This is a genomic window from Pseudomonas parafulva NBRC 16636 = DSM 17004, assembly GCF_000730645.1.
GTDB classification, from domain to species: Bacteria; Pseudomonadota; Gammaproteobacteria; order Pseudomonadales; family Pseudomonadaceae; genus Aquipseudomonas; species Aquipseudomonas parafulva.
Genome location: NZ_BBIU01000006.1, coordinates 132893 through 150034, shown reverse-complemented (window position 1 = coordinate 150034; position 17142 = coordinate 132893). Strand labels below are relative to the sequence as shown.

Here is a 17142-nt window from a genome sequence, read left to right as displayed (position 1 = left end):
GCTGGCACGCAGGGCCCTACAGCTTGATGCTGGTCAGCCTTCGAGCTCAGCCCAGCGCTCCACCAGCACATCCAGCTCGGCCTGCAGCTTTTCGATACGGGCGAGCACGGCCGACGTTTCTGCGATGGGCCGCTGATAGAACCCCGCCGCACTCACCTCTTCCTGGGCCTCGGCCATGCGCTGCTCCAGCGCATCGATCTGCCCTGGCAGCATTTCCAGCTCTCGCTGCAGCTTGTAGCTGAGCTTCTTCTTCGACGTGTCCTCGGTCACTGGCGCGGCGACAGGTGCGGGCTTGGCCTCCACCTTTTCCACCACCGCGCTGTTGAGCGCCGACTTGCCGCCCTTGCTCTCCGTCACGCCCAGCAGCTTGGGGGAACCGCCTTGGCGGATCCAGTCCTCGTAGCCACCCACGTACTCGCGCACCTTGCCGTCACCCTCGAACACCAGGGTGCTGGTGACCACGTTGTCGAGGAATGCCCGGTCGTGGCTGACCATCAGCACGGTGCCCTTGTAGTTGGAGAGCACCTCTTCAAGCAGCTCGAGGGTTTCAACGTCCAGGTCGTTGGTCGGTTCGTCCAGCACCAGCAGGTTGGCCGGCTTGCTGAACAGCTTGGCCAGCAACAAACGCGCGCGCTCGCCGCCGGACAACGCTTTTACCGGGGTGCGTGCACGCTGAGGGCTGAACAGGAAGTCGCCCAGATAGCTCAGCACGTGGCGGTTCTGGCCGTCGATCTCGATGAAATCACGGCCTTCTGCCAGGTTGTCGATAACAGTCTTTTCAAGTTCCAGCTGGTGACGCATCTGGTCAAAGTAGGCCACTTCCAGCTTGGTGCCCCGCTCAACCTTGCCCGAGGTGGGTTCAAGGTCACCGAGCATCAGCTTGAGCAAGGTGGTTTTGCCGGTACCGTTGGCACCCAGCAGGCCTATGCGGTCTTCACGCTGCAGCACCATGGAGAAATCACTGACCAGCAGCGGCCCGTCGGGGTGGGCGAAGCTGACATGCTCCAGCACCATCACCTGCTTGCCCGACTTCTCAGCCGATTCGATCTGGATATTCGCTTTGCCCTGGCGCTCGCGGCGCTCACCACGTTCCACACGCAGCGCCTTCAACGCCCGTACTCGCCCTTCGTTACGGGTGCGGCGGGCCTTGATGCCCTGGCGGATCCATACCTCTTCCTGGGCCAGGCGCTTGTCGAACAGGGCGTTGGCGGTTTCCTCGGCGGCCAGGGCTGCTTCCTTGTGCACCAGGAAGCTGGCGTAGTCGCCGTTCCAGTCGATCAGGCCACCCCGATCAAGCTCGAGAATGCGGGTTGCCAGGTTCTGCAGGAACGAACGGTCGTGGGTGATGAACAGCACCGCACCGTTGAAGCCGCGCAGCGCCTCTTCAAGCCAGGCGATGGCGCCGATGTCCAGGTGGTTGGTAGGCTCGTCGAGCAGCAGCAGGTCGGGCTCCGACACCAGCGCCTGGGCCAGCAGCACACGACGGCGCCAGCCGCCGGACAACTCGGCCAGGGTCTTGTCTGCCGGCAACTGCAGGCGGCTGAGGGTACTCTCCACCACCTGCTGCAGGCGCCACCCGTCACGGACTTCGAGCTCGTGCTGGACGTGCATGAGCTTCTCCAGGTCTTCGTCACCCTGGATGTTCATGCTCAGGTGGTGGAACTGCGCCAGCAGCTCGCCAACGCCGTCAAGCCCGGCGGCGACCACGTCAAACACGGTGCGCTCGTCGGCCACCGGCAGTTCCTGGGGCAGCTCGCCGATCTTCAGGCCCGGTGCCCGCCAGATCTCGCCGTCGTCGCCTTTCTGCTCGCCCTTGACCAGGCGCAGCATGCTGGACTTGCCGGTGCCATTGCGGCCGATGATGCACACCCGCTCGCCACGAGCGATCTGCCAGGACACCTTGTCCAGCAGCGGCATGGCGCCGAATGCGAGGGACACATCGCTGAATTTGAGCAGGGTCATGTTCGTCTCCATAAATCGGGCGCGCATTCTACCTGAGTTGGCGGTTGGCCGACATCCGAATGCCCCTGCGCCAGCCACCAGACGACACCTGGTCGAACTTAATATCCCGATACAAGCACAGTGCTTTCACCCACCGCCGGCAAACAGCTAAGCTAGGGCCATAGCTTCCGACAGTGCTGGCTCCGCCTTCACTTCCCCATGGTTCAACTGCCCGGACGTATCATGCGCAGCCGCCTGTTACAAATTGCTTCCTGCCTGTTGCTCACTGCTGCCACCTGCACGGCCCAGGCCACCGACATTACCGTGCAACGCCAGTATTTCGATGAGGCCAAGCGCGCCCTGGCCAAGGGCGACAAAGGCCCGTACCTGCGTTATGCCGATGCCTTGAGCGATTACCCGCTCACGCCTTACCTCGCCTATGACGAACTCACCGCGCGCCTGAAAACCGCCAGCAACGAGGAAATCGAGCAGTTCCTGGCCAAACACGGCGACCTGCCCCAGGCCAACTGGATGAAACTTCGCTGGTTACGCTGGCTGGCAGAGCGCGGCGAATGGCAGCCCTTCGTCAAATACTACGACCCCAAGCTCAACTTTACCGAACTGGACTGCCTGAACGGCCAGTACCAGCTCAGCCATGGCCTGCGCGCCGAGGGCTTTGCCACCGCCGACAAGCTGTGGAGCGTGGGCAAGTCGCAGCCCGCGGCCTGCGATACCTTGTTCGCCATGTGGGCAGCAGAGGGCCAGCTCACCGAAGCCAAGCGTTGGGAGCGCACCAAGCTGGCCGCACAAGTGCGCAATTACGCACTGGCCAACAACCTGGTCAAGACCCTCACCACCCTGGGCCCACAAGGGCGGATGCTGGTGGATGTGGCGCAAAAACCCGAACTGCTCAACCAGCCGTCACGCTTTGCCCCGGCCGACGACGCCATGTCCGACGTGGTCAGCCTTGGCCTGCGCCGGCTCGCCCGGCAAGACCCCGAGCGGGCCATGGCATTGCTCGACGACTACGCTCAGCGCATGCACTTCTCCCGCGACGAAAAGGTCGCCATCGCCCGGGAAATCGGCTTGACCCTGGCCCGCCGCTATGACCCCCGCGCGCTGGACCTGATGACCCGCTACGACCCGGAACTGCGCGACGACACGGTCAGCGAATGGCGCTTGCGCCTGCTGCTGCGCCTTGGCCGCTGGGAGGATGCCTACCAGCTGACCAAGCGCCTGCCCAAGGACCTGGCCCAGAGCAGCCGCTGGAAGTACTGGCAGGCACGCAGCCTGGAGCTTGCGCAACCCAACAACCCGCAGGTTCCACTGCTGTACAAGAACGTGTCCCGTGAACGTGACTTCTACGGGTTCCTCGCCGCAGACCGCGCTCAAACACCGTATCAACTGAACAACAAGCCGCTGGCGCTCAGCCCGCAGCTGGTCAACAAGGTCCGCAACACCCCCGGGATCCGCCGAGCGCTGGAGTTCCATGCCCGGGGGCAGATCGTCGAAGGCCGGCGCGAGTGGTACCACGTCAGCCGGCACTTCAACCGTGACGAAATGGTCGCGCAGGCGCGCCTTGGCTACGACTTGCGCTGGTACTTCCCGGCCATTCGCACCATCAGCCAGGCCAAGTACTGGGATGACCTGGACATTCGCTTCCCCATGGCCCACCGTGACACCCTGGTGCGCGAGGCCAAGGTGCGCGGCCTGCATTCCAGTTGGGTATTCGCTATTACCCGGCAGGAAAGCGCCTTCATGGAAGATGCGCGCTCACCCGTGGGTGCCAGCGGGCTGATGCAGCTGATGCCCGCCACGGCGAAGGAAACCGCACGCAAGTTCAGCATCCCCCTGGCCTCCCCCGCCCAGGTGCTCAACCCGGACAAGAACATTCAGCTGGGCGCTGCCTACCTCAGCCAGGTGCACAGCCAGTTCAACGGCAACCGGGTGCTGGCCTCCGCCGCCTACAACGCAGGGCCGGGGCGCGTGCGGCAGTGGTTGAAGGGTGCCAAGCACCTGAGCTTCGATGTGTGGGTAGAGTCCATCCCGTTCGATGAAACCCGCCAGTACGTGCAGAACGTGCTGTCGTACTCCGTCATCTACGGTCAGAAACTGAACGCGCCGCAGCCATTGGTTGACTGGCACGAGCGCTATTTCGACGACATGTAAATACCCGCCCTGTAGCGGCGGCCCAACCGGGCCGCTGCTACAACACCTCCACTGGCATCCCCACTTCCAGGTAGCCGCAGCCGTCGGCCGCCAGGTTCTGACCGAACAACACATCGCCTTCTTTCTGGCGGAAGGTTTTCAGGGTAGTCATCGGCTCGCGGTCAGGGCTGCGCTCACCGGTGGCCGGGTCGATAGTGGTGAAGATACAGCGCACACTCGGCTTGAGTACCCGAAACTCCAGGCTACCGATGCGAATACGCTCCCAGCCATCTTCGGCAAAGGCTTCGGCGCCCTGCACGACCAAGTTTGGCCGAAACCGCAGCATCTCCATAGGGCGGCCAACGCGCTGGTTGAGGGCATCCAGGGAGGCCTGGCCAATCAGCAGAAGCGCAAAACCATCGGCAAAGGCCGCGCGGTCGGCGTTGGTGCCGTACCCATTGGGCAGGTAACGGGCTCTCTGCTCCGGGCAATGCACCAGCCGTACCTTCACGCCCAGCCACTGGCTGAGCCAGGCAGCCGCAGCGTCGCCGGCGTCCGGCACGCGGAACGTGTCACGCCACAGGGTAACCCCGCGCAAATCCACATCGGCCTCGGGCACCGGCACCTGCAACAGCGCCTGGCCTGGGGCGCGCAGCAACAGCGTGCCGTTGCCCTCGTCAATGGCCTGTAACTGCCCCAATTGTGGCCAGGCGCGCTGGGTGAGGAAGCGCCCGTTTTCTTCCTCCACCACCATCCAGCGGCGGTCACCTTGCAAACCCAGCAGCCCCACCTGCGATGACAGCAGGCGCTGCGCCTGCCCGGACTTCACGGGGTACCGGTACAACTCACTGAGAAACATCCCTGCCGCCTCACGTCGCGTCAAACGTCAAGCTTATACCGCACGGGCCCAAGGTTCACGCTGGCGGGGTGTCCAGCAACAGACGCTGCTTGACCACATCCACCAGGCGATCCGGCTGGAACTTGGACAGGAAATTGTCGCAACCCACCTTCTTCACCATCGACTCGTTGAAGCTGCCCGACAGGGACGTGTGCAGTACCACGTAGAGCTTGCGCAGCCGTGCGTCATCGCGGATCTCGGTGGTCAGGCGGTAGCCGTCCATTTCCGGCATCTCGGCGTCGGTGAACACCATCAGCAACTTCTCGTACACATCCTCACCGGCATCTGCCCAGCCCTTGAGCATGCGCAGTGCCTTGAGGCCATCGCTCGCCACGTGCAACTTCATACCCAGTTGGGACAAGGTGTCGCGCAGCTGCGCAAGGGCAACACTGGAGTCATCCACCAGCAACACCTCGCGGCCTCGGGCCCTGGCGAGCACGGGGTCGGCCAGTTTGTCACCCGAAACCCGTGCGTTGTAAGGCACGATCTCAGCCAATACCTTCTCGACATCGATCACCTCGACCAGTTTGTCGTCGACCTTGGTGATGGCGGTCAGGTAATGCTGGCGCCCGGCACTGGTGGGCGGCGGCATGATCGACTCCCAGTTGAGGTTGACGATGCGGTCGACGCCCCCTACCAGAAACGCCTGCACCGAGCGGTTGTATTCGGTGACGATGATGGTGCTGTCCGGCCCAGGCTGCAGGGGGCGCATGCCAATCGCCTGGGACAGGTCGATCACCGGCAAGGTTTGCCCGCGCAGGTTTACCACACCGCACACGAAGGCGTGGCGCTGAGGCATCAGGGTGAGCTTGGGCAGTTGCAGCACCTCCTGCACCTTGAAAACGTTGATCGCGAAAAGCTGGCGCCCGGCCAGCCGAAACATGAGAATTTCCAGGCGGTTCTCACCTACCAGTTGCGTACGTTGGTCTACCGTGTCGAGAATGCCAGCCATTGGAGAGCCCCCAGGCGTAGTGCGAAAAAAATTGGGATATTGAAGCTGTATCGGCGGCGTCACCTGCATCTTGACCCCTGCAATGTGCTGCCCTTAGCGGCAATTGATATCACTTTACCACCATGCTTAACTGCGGACCCTCGCAGATATCGCCGGCGGCATGAAAGTTCCTTCCCTGAGCCCGCTATCAGGGAAACCCCTAGTGGCAATCGGGCGCAACCTGATGTTCGCAATATCCTTTAGCCATTAATGTGACGCCATTCTCACTGCATGAATGGAGTCAGGCTTTGCTAGCTACCGTAACGGCGTGCCCGTCCCCTGCGCCTGTCCCGCGCGTGGAGACCTCGTGATGGACAGTGCCTTACCGTTCAATGACGCCCTCCAATGCTTTCTGGTGGACGCCCAGGTGCTGCTGACACGGGCACAGGAATGCCTGCACCACCTGGAACTGATTGAAAACGACCCCGATGCCTGCTACTGCCTGGATGACACCCTCGACGGGCTCGCCCGGCACGCCAATCACCTGGGGCTGCGTGAAGTGGCCTACTACACCGCCTCCCTGCACGAGGTACTTGCACCGGCCTGCCAACGTGCCTGCCTGCAGCCCGAGGCGCTGCCAGCAGCAACGGCGTGCCTGACACTGCTGGCCTGGCAGCTTGAACTGGTCGACCTGCACACGGGGCGGCTGAACCTGGACATCGGCGAACAACTGGTGCTGTTGGGCGAGCTGGCAAAGGTGGTGCAACCCGGCTGCCCAGCGACTTCACACTAAGCAGTGCAAAGTTCAACTTGGGCGCTAGTAAGAGACGCTCGCCGGGGATGAACTTGTAAAGTTGAAGTCCGTGTTTCGGAAAGTTGCAAGGAAAGTGCGTAGAACATGGTCGATGGATGGCATTTTGCTACTCGTCATGCCCAACGCAAACAGCCTCTACCGTCAACGGCCAGCGGCGACCACCTGAATACGAAGTGTTAGTATGCGCCCCCAAAACGCTTGCAACTTGAAGAAAGGTTGAAAGATCACGTGGTTGAAAAAACATCGAAAGTACTGCGCCAAAGCCTCTGAGCTGCACTGTGCAAGGCCTCCATCAGCAATACTTCAGTGGCTTCCCTACCTATGTTCCCACGCTTGATGACTTCTTTGCGTTGCCACTCCCCGTCCGCCCTGCTGTGCTGGGCAACGGCAGTGCTGTGCCTGGCCTCGTGCGGCGCTCACCTGGCGCTTTACCTGCTTCATCAGCCCATCCCCTCAAGCCTGATGGTGCTGCAGCTGGCCACGGCGCTGTGCGCCGCGCTGCAACTGGGGGTGGGTGCCAGGTGCATCAGTTTGCGGCCTGCAGAGCTGGCAGAGCGAATGCTGAAAGTGCAAGAAACTGAGCGTCAGCACCTGGGCCGGGAGCTGCATGACGACATTGGCCAGCTGTTGACTGCAGCCAAGTTGCAACTGCAATGGCTGCAGCGGCGCTTGCCCTCCGAGTTGCAAAGCCATTGTGACGCCCTGCGCAGTACACTGGACGACACCTTGGGCAACGTGCGCGATGTTTCTGCACTTTTGAACCCTCGGCAACTGGCCAGCCTGGGCCTTGAGGCCAGCCTGCGCGCGCACTTGGTGCGCACATTGCGCAGCAGTGGCGTGCACTGGAGCCTGGCCTGCAAACAGCGCCTGGGGGGCATCGACGAGGTGGTCGCCATGGCGGTGTTCCGGATCACCCAGGAGGCCGTCACCAATATGCTGCGACACGCACAGGCCCGTAACCTGGTCGTCCGCCTGCAACGTACTGCGGCGGGGCTGGCGCTGTCGATTCACGACGACGGCTGCGGGTTCACCCCTGCAAAGCACCCTGCCCTGGCAGGCCAACGCGGGCTGGCCGGCATGCTGGAGCGGGTCACGGCGTTGCAGGGCAGCCTGAACATCATCAGCGAGCCAGGCCGGGGGGTACGCATTGAGGCCGTGTTCCCATGGCCTGCGCGCACCCGGCAACGGGCAGGAAGAGCGGCTGCCCATGACCTGTAGACTGCTGCTGGTAGACGATCACTCGCTGATCCGTGCCGGGGTCAGAGCCTTGGTGGGCGATATACCCGGCTACGAAGTGATTGGCGAGGCCGATGACGGTAGCCAGCTGCTGGAACAGGTACGCACCCTGAACCCGGACATCATCCTGCTGGACATTTCGATGCGCTCGACCAGCGGCCTGGATGCACTCACCCCGCTACGCGCCAGCGGCAGCCCCTGCCGGGTGCTGATCCTGTCCATGCACACAGACCCGGACCTGATCATGCGCGCACTTGAAAGTGGTGCTCATGGTTACCTGCTCAAGGACACCAGCGCCACCGAGCTGGAACAGGCCCTGGGGGCGGTGCGCAGTGGTGAGCGCTACCTCAGCCCAGCCATTGCCCATACCGTGATCAACCAGGCGCTGCGGCACAGCAGGCACGGCAAGCATGCGGCGTGCGATCGCCACAACCTTACCGCCCGGCAGTTGGAAATTCTGCGCCTGATCGTGCGAGGCAAATCAACCCGCGAAATAGCAGCCGGCCTTGGTCTTTCGATCAAGACCGTGGAAACCCACCGTTCCCAAGTGATGAAACGCCTGCAAATCCATGACGTGGCCGGGCTGGTGCTGTTTGCCGTGCGCGAGAAAATTATCAGCCTGGATGACTGAGCAGCGGCGAGGCACTGGGCAGGTGCAGGCGCAAGGCCGCGGGTTTTGCTGCAAAGCGCAGGCTGTCTGCCTTCAGGGGCTCACCGTCCAGGTTGATGTCCAGCCCCTGCGAACTCTTCACCTCCACCCACGGCAGCCTCGCCCTGATGAACAACCCTTCGCCCCCGAAAAGATCACGCAGGGCGCCCACCACCTCGGTGGGTGCTGGCAGGATGGCGATATCCAGCAGGCCGTCATTGACCACCGCTTCGGGGCATAGCACCTGCCCCCCGCCGGCTTGACGGCCATTACCAATACCGAGGGCCAGCAAATCCCCTTGCCAGTGGAAATCCGGCCCCTGCAGTTCGACCGACGCGGCCTGCAGCTCACTGAACCGCGATAACCCGGTAAACAGATAGGCTGCAGCGCCGAGCACCTTTTTCAGGTCCTCAGAGGTGCTGGCCGTGACCTGGCTGCCGAAGCCACCGGTCGCCATGTTCAGAAAGAGCTGCTCGCCTACCTGGCCCAGGTCAATCGCCTGGGCAGGCTGGTTTAGCAGGGCCAGTGCGGCAGCAGGTTCCAGGGGGATACCGGCAGCCTTGGCAAAATCATTCGCGGTACCCAGCGGCAATAGCGCGAGGCTCGCCTGCGTGCCCGCCAGCCCCATGGCTTCAGCCACGTCCCGCAAGGTGCCATCGCCACCACCTGCAACGATGTGCGGGTAACCTGCAGCCAGCGCTTCGCCGACCAGGCGCTGGGCATCGCCACCCTCCCAGGTCACCCGGACATCCAACTGCCAGCCCGTGTCCCGCAGGGCATGCACGGCACTGCGCAGCTCTTCGTTCATCGCCTGCTTGCCGTGCAGGATCAGCATCGCCTTGCGCCCTTGCATGAAGGTGTCTCCGTGAAATTGACCAACCCTGATCTCGACCATTCGCAGCGCCTATTCGTTGCATGCAAGCCCGTAAATAGCGGGTGCAGGCACCGAGGCCGCTCAGCCGAGCAATTCGCTGAAAGGAATGAACCGTACGCTGTCGCCCTGCTTCGGTGTGGTGCCCTCAAGCACCTCGACCAGGCCCTCGGCCCACACTGCGCTGCGCAGCACACCTGAACTCTGGTTTTTGTAGATACGCACCTGGCCTTGCTCGATGCGCGCACGCAGGTACTCCCGGCGGTTGCCAGGCTTGGGCCAGTCGAAGCCGGCCGGCATGGGGAAACTCAACGGGGTCACAGCGGCAACCCCTTGCCGGCGAAGCAAGTAAGGCCTGGCCAGCAGGCCGAAGGTGACCAGGGTGGAGGCCGGGTTACCCGGCAAGCCGATTACCGGTACACCCTGGAAATGGCCGAACGTGAGCGGCTTGCCCGGTTTGATTGCCAGCTTCCACAGCGCCAGCTCACCGGCCTCACGCAGGGCAGCGCCCAGGTAGTCCGCCTCACCGACAGACACCCCACCGGTGGACAAGATCAGGTCTACATGCCTCAGGTCTGCGAGGCAGGCACGCGTGCGCGCCAGGTCATCGGGCAGGATGCCAGCATCTACCACGTCGCAGCCCAAGCGCAGCAACCAGCTGAGCAACAGCTGGCGGTTGCTGTTGTAGATCTGCCCAGGCCCCAGCGGCAGGCCAGGCTCGACCAGCTCGTCACCCGTGGACAGCACGGCAACGCGCACTTTGCGCACCACATCCAGGTGCCCGTGCCCCAATGTCGCCGCAAGGCCCAACTCGATCGGCCCCAGCCGAGTGCCCGCAGCCATCACCTGCTCGCCCTTGCGGGTTTCCTGGCCTTGGGGACGAATGTTCTGCTGAGGGCTCAACGCCTGCAGAAAGGTGACACGGCCGTCATCGCCAAGCACGGCATTTTCCTGCATCTCCACACAGTCGGCGCCCTGCGGCACGGGTGCCCCGGTAAAAATGCGCGCACAGGTGCCTGGTTGCAAAGGCTGCGGTGCATGGCCGGCAAAAATTCGCTGGCTGACGGGTAGCGGCTGGCCCAGCCAGTCAGCCATGCGCAATGCGTACCCGTCCATGGCACTGTTGGGCCAAGGCGGCAGGTCGAGGGACGCCACCAGGTCGGTTGCCAGCACCCTGCCCTGTGCTTCGGCCAGTGCAACGGTCTGCACTTCGCGCAGCGGCGCAGCATCGGCCAGCGCCAGCAATTGGTCGAGGGCCTGCTCCACCGGCATCAGCGCGCTGGCCTGAATCGCCTCAACCACGGCTTTCACAGGCCGCTGCCTGCTTCAGGTGGGGGACAAAATTGCACGGGCGATGCCGCGCATCAAGCTGCTCGGCCAGGATGCCGTCCCAGCCTGTGCGCACGGCATTGGTCGAGCCAGGCAGGCAGCACACCAGGGTGCCATTGGCAAGGCCGGCCAGGGCCCGCGACTGCACCGTCGATGTCCCGATATCAGCCACTGATATCTGCCGGAACAGCTCGCCAAAACCCTCTACCTGCTTGTCGAGCAGGCAGGTGACCGCCTCTGGGGTGCTATCCCTGCCGGTGAAGCCGGTACCGCCGGTGATCAGCACCACTTGAACCTGGTCATCGGCGATCCAGGTGGCCACCTGCGCACGGATCTTGTACAGGTCGTCCTTGAGCAGCACGCGTTCGGCCAGACGGTGGCCTGCAGCGCTCAGCCGGTCGACGAAGACCTGGCCAGAGGTATCAGTGTCGAAGGTACGGGTATCGCTGACGGTGAGCACAGCAATGTTCAGCGGTACAAAGGGGGTATCTGCCTTGGCTTTCATGGGTATCCATCACAAGTACATGCAATGGCCGCAGTTATATCACAGCCCATGCGTCGGCAGAGGATGTGCCCTGCGCTTGCGCTGGATCAAGCAACGGCGTTGCCGTTATGCTGCACTTGAAAGGAACTTGCACTAACGTCCCGCGTCTTAACTGTCATCTTGCACCATCGCACTTGGAGAACCACGATGATCAAACGGACCCTTCCCGCCTTCCTGCTCGCTGCGGGCATGGCCGCCCTCGCAGGCTGCTCGACCCCATCCGTCATTACACTGAACGACGGCCGCGAAATTCAGGCAGTGGACAAACCGTCCTACGATGAAGACTCCGGCTTCTACGAATTCGAGCAGTTGGACGGCAAGCGCATGCGCTTGAACAAAGACCAGATCCGTACCGTCAAAGAGCTCTGATCAGGCACTCGATTTTGGCAAAGCCCCTTTTAACAACAAGGGCTTGCGTGCAAAATCGGGATGCAGTAGGATTTTGTTCATCGGAGTGTAGCGCAGCCAGGTAGCGCGTCTCGTTCGGGACGAGAAGGCCGCAGGTTCGAATCCTGTCTCTCCGACCAAATCCTTATCAAAAAGCCCGCCATGAGCGGGCTTTTTGTTGTGCCTTTCTTGTGGGTTGCAACGCCTCAGGCGCTAAGCCGCGAGGTCACCTGCGCCAATTGCCCAGATAACCCATGCAGGCGCTGGCCCGCTTGCTCGGTGTGTTGCACCGCCTGTTGGTTGGCGGTCGCGATGCGGGTGATTTCGACCAGGTTGCGGGAGATGTCCTCGGCCACACTGGTCTGCTCTTCAGCGGCCGTGGCAATTTGCCTGTTCATATCGCGAATGGCCTCGACGGCCAAGGTGATGCGCCGCAGCATCTGGCCCGCCTGCTGCACTTGCTCGGCACCCTCTTCGCTGCGCTGCTGGCCGCTTTGGATGGCCTTCACCGCTTCAACCGCACCACCCTGCACGGCATCGATAATCTGATGGATCTCGGCAATCGAGGCAGCGGTGCGCTGCGCCAGGCTGCGCACCTCGTCCGCCACCACGGCAAAGCCACGCCCGGCCTCACCGGCCCGGGCCGCTTCGATGGCAGCGTTGAGGGCCAGCAGGTTGGTCTGCTCGGCGATACCACGGATGACCTCAAGCACTTTACCAATGCGTGCACTGTCGGTTTCCAGGTGGCGGATCACCGCCGCCGTGCCGGTAATTTCCCGGTTCACCATGCCGATGATGTCGATGGTCTGCTGCATCACCTGCTCACCCGCCTGGGCACCCTGGTCCGCGTCATCCGCTGCCCGCGCCGCCTCGGCGGCGTGCCGGGCAACTTCCTGGGCCGTGGCAGACATCTCATGCATGGCGGTGGCGACCTGGTCGGTACGCTGGAACTGGTCTTCGGTACCGTTTGCCATCTCACTGGCAATGTGGCGCAGCTGGCCGCTGGCGTCCTCAAGCTCGTGGGCATTGCCCTTGAGCCGGCCAACGGTCTCGGCCAGAAAATCACGCAAGGTGTTGGCCGCCTTCGCCAGGCGCCCCAGTTCATCCTGCCGGCGGCTTTCCACACGGCCTTCGAACCGGCCTTGGCTGAGCTGAGCGACGTAGTCGATCAGTTGCCGTATAGGCTGGACCAGGCTGCGGTTCACCAGCCACAGGCTCAGCAGGCCTACCAGCAGTGTCGAGGCCAGCATCACCAGCAGGCCCAGCCAAACCGTACGTTCGGCACTGGCATTGATGACGCCGGCACGTTGGCCGGCCTCGGCACGCAACTGCTCGACAAGCTGGCTCATCTGCTCGCTGGCTGCGCGGTCTACGCCCTTCACCGCGAGGTCGCCGGCAAATGGGTCGCCCCCGGCGGCGATAAAGGCCTGACGCCCGCGCTCGTAGTCCTGCCCCAGTTGCAGGTGGCTGTCACGCAGTTGCTGCAGTGGACCCTTCAAGCGGCTGTCACTGCGCTCGATCAACTGGTCCAGCAGTTGTTGCACCTGCTGTTCTCGCGCCTGGAACTGCTGCCAGTATTTGTCCATATCCGCAGGCTGACGCCCGCGCAGCAGCACGTTCTTCCATTCCTGCACCTGAATCTTGAACTGAAGATTGGCCTCTTCGATCATCTGGGAGGCCTGCAGTGGCCCGTCCACCAGTTGGGCATAGCTACGAACGCTGGAAGACAGGAACTGAAAGCACACCAGCGCGATCAGCAGCATGGCCGCCAGGCTACCGCCCAGCATCAGCAGAATCTGCACCTTGAGGGATTTGCTAAACATCATGCATCTCAAAACAGGAAGGGAAGAAACGGCGCGCGCTCGCGACACCCGTCTAGACACTCCCTGTCCCGGAAGGCAGGCCAAAAAAAAGCTGCCATCAAGCAGATAGCAGCCAGTTCGAGCACGTGCACAACAATTGGGGCAGATAGTCTCAGGCAATTACTACAAAAATATGACAATCCCGCTGCAGGCTAATCGGTATTGAACTGCAACGAAGCCAGCCGCGCATACAGCGGGCTAGTCTCGATCAACTGGCGGTGTGTGCCCACCGCAACCACGCGGCCTTTATCGATCACTGCGATGCGGTCGGCATGCTGCACCGTCGCCAGGCGGTGGGCGATCACCAGCGTGGTCCGGCCTGCCATCAGCGCGGGGAGTGCCTGTTGAATCAAGTACTCGCTTTGCGCATCCAAGGCGCTGGTGGCCTCATCGAGCAGCAGCACCGGCGCATCCACCAACAAGGCCCGGGCGATCGCGATGCGTTGCCGCTGGCCACCGGACAGGCCGATGCCGCCCTCCCCCAGGAGGGTCTGGTAACCCTGCGGCAGTTGGCGGATGAATGCGTCCGCATGGGCACCCTGCGCCGCCGCTTCAACCTGCACGTCAGTGGCCTGCGGCCGGCCATAGCGGATATTCGCCGCCACCGTACCGCGAAACAGCGAGGGGTTCTGCGCCACCAGGGCGAATTGCCGGCGTAACGTGTCAGGTTCGAGCTGGTCAATTGCGATGCCATCAAGCAGGATGCGCCCCTGCTGTGGGTCGTGGAAGCGCAGCAGCAAGTCGAACAGCGTGGACTTGCCAGCCCCCGAAGGCCCAACCAACGCCACCGTCTGCCCAGGCTCAATCTCCAGGCTGAGGTGGTCAATGGCTGCCACTGCCGGGCGTGAGGGGTAGGCAAACACGATGTTGTGCAGCGCGATGCGCCCGCTCGCCCGCGCCAGGGGCAGTTGCTGTGCAGGTGCAGGGGGCTGGATCACACTGGTGGCGGCCAGCAGTTCGGCAATACGCTCAGCCGCGCCCGCCGCCCGCTGCAGCTCACCAATCACTTCGCTGAGCGTACCGAAGGCACTCCCCACGATCAGGCTGTAGAACACGAACGCCGCCAGCTCGCCGGCCGAAATGCGCCCAGCGATAACGTCCGTACCGCCTACCCACAACATCACCCCAATCGCCCCGAGCACCAGCATGATGACCAGCGTGATCAGCCATGATCGCTGGGCAATACGCTTGCGGGCCACCGAAAACGCTTCTTCGACAGCCTCGGCAAACTGCTCGCGGTCGTGGCCCTGATGGGTATAGGCCTGCACAGTCTTGATCTGGCCGAGGGTTTCGGCCACGTAACTGCCCACGTCCGCCACCCGGTCCTGGCTCAGGCGCGACAGGCTGCGTACCCGGCGACCGAACAACAGAATCGGGGCGAGCACCACCGGCAGCGTCCCCACCACGATGCTGGTCAGTTTGGGATTGGTGATGAACAGTACAATCACCCCGCCGATCACCATCAACGCATTACGCAGGAACATGGACAGGGACGAACCGATTACCGACTGCAGCAAGGTGGTATCGGCGGTCAGGCGCGACTGTATTTCGGAGCTGCGGTTGTCTTCGAAAAACCCAGGGTGCAGCGTCAGCAGGTGGTCGAACACCGCCCGACGGATATCCGCCACACAGCGCTCACCAATCCACGACACCAGGTAAAAGCGGCTGAACGTTCCCAACGCCAGAGCAACAACCAACGCCATGAACAGCGCGACGGTCTGGTTGAGCTGGTGCACCGAACCGGTCATGAACCCTTGATCCACCAGCAACCGTATGCCTTGCCCCATGGACAGCGTAATGGCTGCGGTCACAACCAGTGCCAGCAGCGCCAGCAGCACGCGCTGGCGGTAGGGGCGAACGAACTGCCAGGCCAGGCGCAAGGCGCGGCGTGGGCGAGCATCGGAGTGAGGCATGGGGGTTATCACAAAGAGGTGGGCCTTCCAGCCTACCACTCATCCCCCCTCATGGAACTTCCGCAGGCTGCTATAGCCTATCGATCTAACCCTGGTATGGAGCTTTTGCGCCGTATCTGTTGCACTGTGCCTGCCTGGCCCGCGAGAGGCTTGTCACCGCCTGGTCATGGCGCAGGGTTAACCTGATTCCGTCACTGAAGAGGAGACCATGCATGAACGTGCAATCCAACCACGATCACCACGCCAAGCCTGGGTGCGCACCACAGCAAAAGGTTGCCGGCGCCCTGATCGACGCACAGGGGCGTGAGGTACCCATCACCGAGCAGATGATCCAGCAGGCCTGCAAAGCCCTGGAAGAAAGCCGGGTGGAACGCGTACGCAAGGACTGATTGGCGAATTTCTGTAACCCGGCACCTGTGCCGGGTTTTTTTCGCCCGCTAGATGGCGATGTTCGCCACCCCCTGCTCGGCTGCTTTCAAACCAGCCTCGCGCCCAACGCCCCCACCATCTGCACCAATTGCGGCGAATCTCCACGTACATGAACGGCCAGGCCCTCGATTTCACGACGCGGCGGGTAGTGCTTGCGCAGCTGGTCGAACGCTGCGCGTTGCCGTTGGCTGTCGTCACTGAGGCTGCGGCGCAAATCCGCATCGTCGCGGCGTGGGTCATAGACCGCACGGCACAGGGTGGCCAGTGCCCATTGCAGGTCCGCACCGGCATCCAGCTCGATCTGCGCCAGCGGCGGGCGTGGCAGCAGGTCGGCCAGCGCCACCTGCTCATCAACGCCCAAATAGCGGCACAGCGCCTGGTAGATCTGTGCGGTACCGCGCTGGCGGCCATCAAGGCTGTAGCCTGCGATATGCGGGGTGGCCAGCGTGCACAGGTCGGCCAATGGCAGGTCGACCTCCGGCTCCCCTTCCCACACGTCCAATACAGCGTGCACATCGGCACGCGCGTTCAGCAGTTCGCGCAAGGCTGCATTGTCGATCACGGGCCCGCGGCTGGCATTGAGCACCCAGGCACCGGGGCGCAGGCGGGCCAGTTGCGGCTGGCCGAGCAGATGCCAGGTAGGGCAATCCCCGCCGCGCTGCAGGGGCGTATGCAGGCTGATCACATCGCAGTGTTCCAGGATGGCATCAAGGCTGACGTAATCACCGTCCTCGGCAGCCTGGCGCGGCGGGTCGCACACCATGACCTTCCACCCCAGGCCACGCAGTACGCGCACCAGTCGCCCGCCCACCTCACCGGCGCCCACCACACCGTAGACCTTGTCAGGCAGCGCAACCCCTTCGAGGTCGGCAAGTGTCAGCAGGCTGCCCAATACGTAATCCACCACGCCTCGGGCATTGCAGCCAGGGGCGCTGCTCCAGCGGATACCCGCTTGGGTAAAATAATCGAGGTCGAGGTGGTCGGTGCCAATGGTGCACGTACCCACGAAGCGCACGCGGCTGCCTTCAAGCAGTTGGCGATCCACCTTGGTGACGGAGCGTACCAGCAGAATGTCGGCATCCCTGACGCTGGCAGCATCGAGCCCCCGCCCTGCGTATCGACGTATCTCGCCGAAGCCCTGGAAGAATGCATCGAGCAGCGGGATATTCTCGTCGGCAACTATCAGCATG

At 62.9% G+C, this 17142-nt stretch carries 14 protein-coding genes, 1 tRNA gene and 2 pseudogenes; 7 read left to right on the top strand and 10 right to left on the bottom strand.

Going from position 1 to position 17142, the window contains the following annotated elements; translation table 11 throughout:
- Positions 1-33: 33 nt before the first annotated feature.
- Complete coding sequence (locus tag PPA02S_RS05030) at positions 34-1962, bottom strand: ATP-binding cassette domain-containing protein (RefSeq protein ID WP_028632466.1); 1929 nt, start codon at positions 1960-1962, stop codon at positions 34-36.
- Between the two features lie 222 nt (positions 1963-2184).
- Between PPA02S_RS05030 and PPA02S_RS05025 the strand changes: the two genes are divergently transcribed.
- On the top strand, positions 2185-4110 hold the full coding sequence (locus tag PPA02S_RS05025) for a transglycosylase SLT domain-containing protein (protein WP_028632465.1): 1926 nt from the start codon (positions 2185-2187) through the stop codon (positions 4108-4110).
- A 37-nt stretch (positions 4111-4147) separates the two neighbouring features.
- On the opposite strand, the gene PPA02S_RS05020 is transcribed toward PPA02S_RS05025, so the two are convergent.
- Both PPA02S_RS05020 and PPA02S_RS05015 read right to left on the bottom strand, forming a co-directional pair.
- Entirely contained in the window at positions 4148-4948 is an 801-nt protein-coding gene (locus PPA02S_RS05020) for an MOSC domain-containing protein (protein ID WP_028632464.1), read from the bottom strand.
- A 55-nt stretch (positions 4949-5003) separates the two neighbouring features.
- Entirely contained in the window at positions 5004-5939 is a 936-nt protein-coding gene (locus PPA02S_RS05015; protein WP_028632463.1) for a chemotaxis protein CheV, read from the bottom strand.
- A gap of 349 nt (positions 5940-6288) precedes the next feature.
- Between PPA02S_RS05015 and PPA02S_RS05010 the strand changes: the two are divergent.
- The 3 genes and pseudogenes from PPA02S_RS05010 to PPA02S_RS05000 form a co-directional block, all read left to right on the top strand.
- A pseudogene (locus tag PPA02S_RS05010) lies at positions 6289-6699 on the top strand (histidine kinase); the annotation flags it as partial.
- A 354-nt stretch (positions 6700-7053) separates the two neighbouring features.
- Positions 7054-7950 (top strand): sensor histidine kinase, encoded by an 897-nt coding sequence (locus PPA02S_RS05005; protein WP_028632462.1) that lies wholly within the window; start codon positions 7054-7056, stop codon positions 7948-7950.
- Positions 7940-8599 (top strand): response regulator, encoded by a 660-nt coding sequence (locus tag PPA02S_RS05000; protein WP_028632461.1) that lies wholly within the window; start codon positions 7940-7942, stop codon positions 8597-8599. The genes PPA02S_RS05005 and PPA02S_RS05000 overlap by 11 nt, the downstream gene beginning before the upstream one ends.
- On the opposite strand, the gene yegS is transcribed toward PPA02S_RS05000, so the two are convergent.
- The 3 genes from yegS to moaB form a co-directional block, all read right to left on the bottom strand.
- Positions 8583-9470, bottom strand: coding sequence for a lipid kinase YegS (gene yegS, locus PPA02S_RS04995; RefSeq protein WP_028632460.1), 888 nt, complete (start codon positions 9468-9470; stop codon positions 8583-8585). The genes PPA02S_RS05000 and yegS overlap by 17 nt on opposite strands.
- 102 nt (positions 9471-9572) lie before the next feature.
- The gene (locus PPA02S_RS04990; RefSeq protein WP_028632459.1) at positions 9573-10799 is read right to left on the bottom strand and encodes a molybdopterin molybdotransferase MoeA; all 1227 of its coding nucleotides are present in this window, start codon (positions 10797-10799) and stop codon (positions 9573-9575) included.
- Complete coding sequence (gene moaB / locus PPA02S_RS04985) at positions 10783-11322, bottom strand: molybdenum cofactor biosynthesis protein B (protein ID WP_028632458.1); 540 nt, start codon at positions 11320-11322, stop codon at positions 10783-10785. Before moaB ends, PPA02S_RS04990 begins: the two co-directional genes overlap by 17 nt.
- Positions 11323-11508: 186 nt before the next feature.
- On the opposite strand from moaB, the gene PPA02S_RS04980 reads away from it, so the two are divergent.
- Together PPA02S_RS04980 and PPA02S_RS04975 are read left to right on the top strand one after the other, a co-directional pair.
- Positions 11509-11730 carry a YgdI/YgdR family lipoprotein gene (locus PPA02S_RS04980; RefSeq protein WP_028632457.1) on the top strand — a complete coding sequence of 74 codons (222 nt, stop codon included), beginning with the start codon at positions 11509-11511 and terminating at the stop codon, positions 11728-11730.
- A gap of 81 nt (positions 11731-11811) precedes the next feature.
- Positions 11812-11888 (top strand) — tRNA-Pro (locus PPA02S_RS04975).
- 66 nt (positions 11889-11954) lie between these two features.
- On the opposite strand, the gene PPA02S_RS23565 is transcribed toward PPA02S_RS04975, so the two are convergent.
- From PPA02S_RS23565 to PPA02S_RS04965, 3 genes and pseudogenes are all read right to left on the bottom strand, one after another.
- Entirely contained in the window at positions 11955-12659 is a 705-nt protein-coding gene (locus tag PPA02S_RS23565; protein ID WP_428829799.1) for a methyl-accepting chemotaxis protein, read from the bottom strand.
- A 228-nt stretch (positions 12660-12887) separates the two neighbouring features.
- Positions 12888-12998: pseudogene (locus PPA02S_RS23560) on the bottom strand (hypothetical protein); the annotation flags it as partial.
- A 764-nt stretch (positions 12999-13762) separates the two neighbouring features.
- Entirely contained in the window at positions 13763-15523 is a 1761-nt protein-coding gene (locus PPA02S_RS04965; protein ID WP_028632455.1) for an ABC transporter transmembrane domain-containing protein, read from the bottom strand.
- Between the two features lie 212 nt (positions 15524-15735).
- Between PPA02S_RS04965 and PPA02S_RS23170 the strand changes: the two genes are divergently transcribed.
- Positions 15736-15912 carry a PA1571 family protein gene (locus PPA02S_RS23170; protein ID WP_169338807.1) on the top strand — a complete coding sequence of 59 codons (177 nt, stop codon included), beginning with the start codon at positions 15736-15738 and terminating at the stop codon, positions 15910-15912.
- 86 nt (positions 15913-15998) lie between these two features.
- Here PPA02S_RS23170 and pdxB read toward each other — a convergent pair whose 3' ends face one another.
- Positions 15999-17141: a 4-phosphoerythronate dehydrogenase PdxB gene (gene pdxB / locus PPA02S_RS04960; protein ID WP_028632454.1), complete on the bottom strand. Its 1143-nt coding sequence runs from the start codon at positions 17139-17141 to the stop codon at positions 15999-16001.
- Position 17142 lies beyond the last annotated feature (1 nt).

Bases quoted from the DNA above. Each gene is read 5' to 3' on its own strand.
- PPA02S_RS05030 (WP_028632466.1), bottom strand. From the start codon at position 1,962: ATGACCCTGCTCAAATTCAGCGATGTGTCCCTCGCATTCGGCGCCATG.
- PPA02S_RS05025 (WP_028632465.1), top strand. From the start codon at position 2,185: ATGCGCAGCCGCCTGTTACAAATTGCTTCCTGCCTGTTGCTCACTGCT.
- PPA02S_RS05020 (WP_028632464.1), bottom strand. From the start codon at position 4,948: ATGTTTCTCAGTGAGTTGTACCGGTACCCCGTGAAGTCCGGGCAGGCG.
- PPA02S_RS05015 (WP_028632463.1), bottom strand. From the start codon at position 5,939: ATGGCTGGCATTCTCGACACGGTAGACCAACGTACGCAACTGGTAGGT.
- PPA02S_RS05005 (WP_028632462.1), top strand. From the start codon at position 7,054: ATGTTCCCACGCTTGATGACTTCTTTGCGTTGCCACTCCCCGTCCGCC.
- PPA02S_RS05000 (WP_028632461.1), top strand. From the start codon at position 7,940: ATGACCTGTAGACTGCTGCTGGTAGACGATCACTCGCTGATCCGTGCC.
- yegS (WP_028632460.1), bottom strand. From the start codon at position 9,470: ATGCAAGGGCGCAAGGCGATGCTGATCCTGCACGGCAAGCAGGCGATG.
- moaB (WP_028632458.1), bottom strand. From the start codon at position 11,322: ATGAAAGCCAAGGCAGATACCCCCTTTGTACCGCTGAACATTGCTGTG.
- PPA02S_RS04980 (WP_028632457.1), top strand. From the start codon at position 11,509: ATGATCAAACGGACCCTTCCCGCCTTCCTGCTCGCTGCGGGCATGGCC.
- PPA02S_RS23565 (WP_428829799.1), bottom strand. From the start codon at position 12,659: ATGTCTGCCACGGCCCAGGAAGTTGCCCGGCACGCCGCCGAGGCGGCG.
- PPA02S_RS04965 (WP_028632455.1), bottom strand. From the start codon at position 15,523: ATGCCTCACTCCGATGCTCGCCCACGCCGCGCCTTGCGCCTGGCCTGG.
- PPA02S_RS23170 (WP_169338807.1), top strand. From the start codon at position 15,736: ATGAACGTGCAATCCAACCACGATCACCACGCCAAGCCTGGGTGCGCA.
- pdxB (WP_028632454.1), bottom strand. From the start codon at position 17,141: ATGCTGATAGTTGCCGACGAGAATATCCCGCTGCTCGATGCATTCTTC.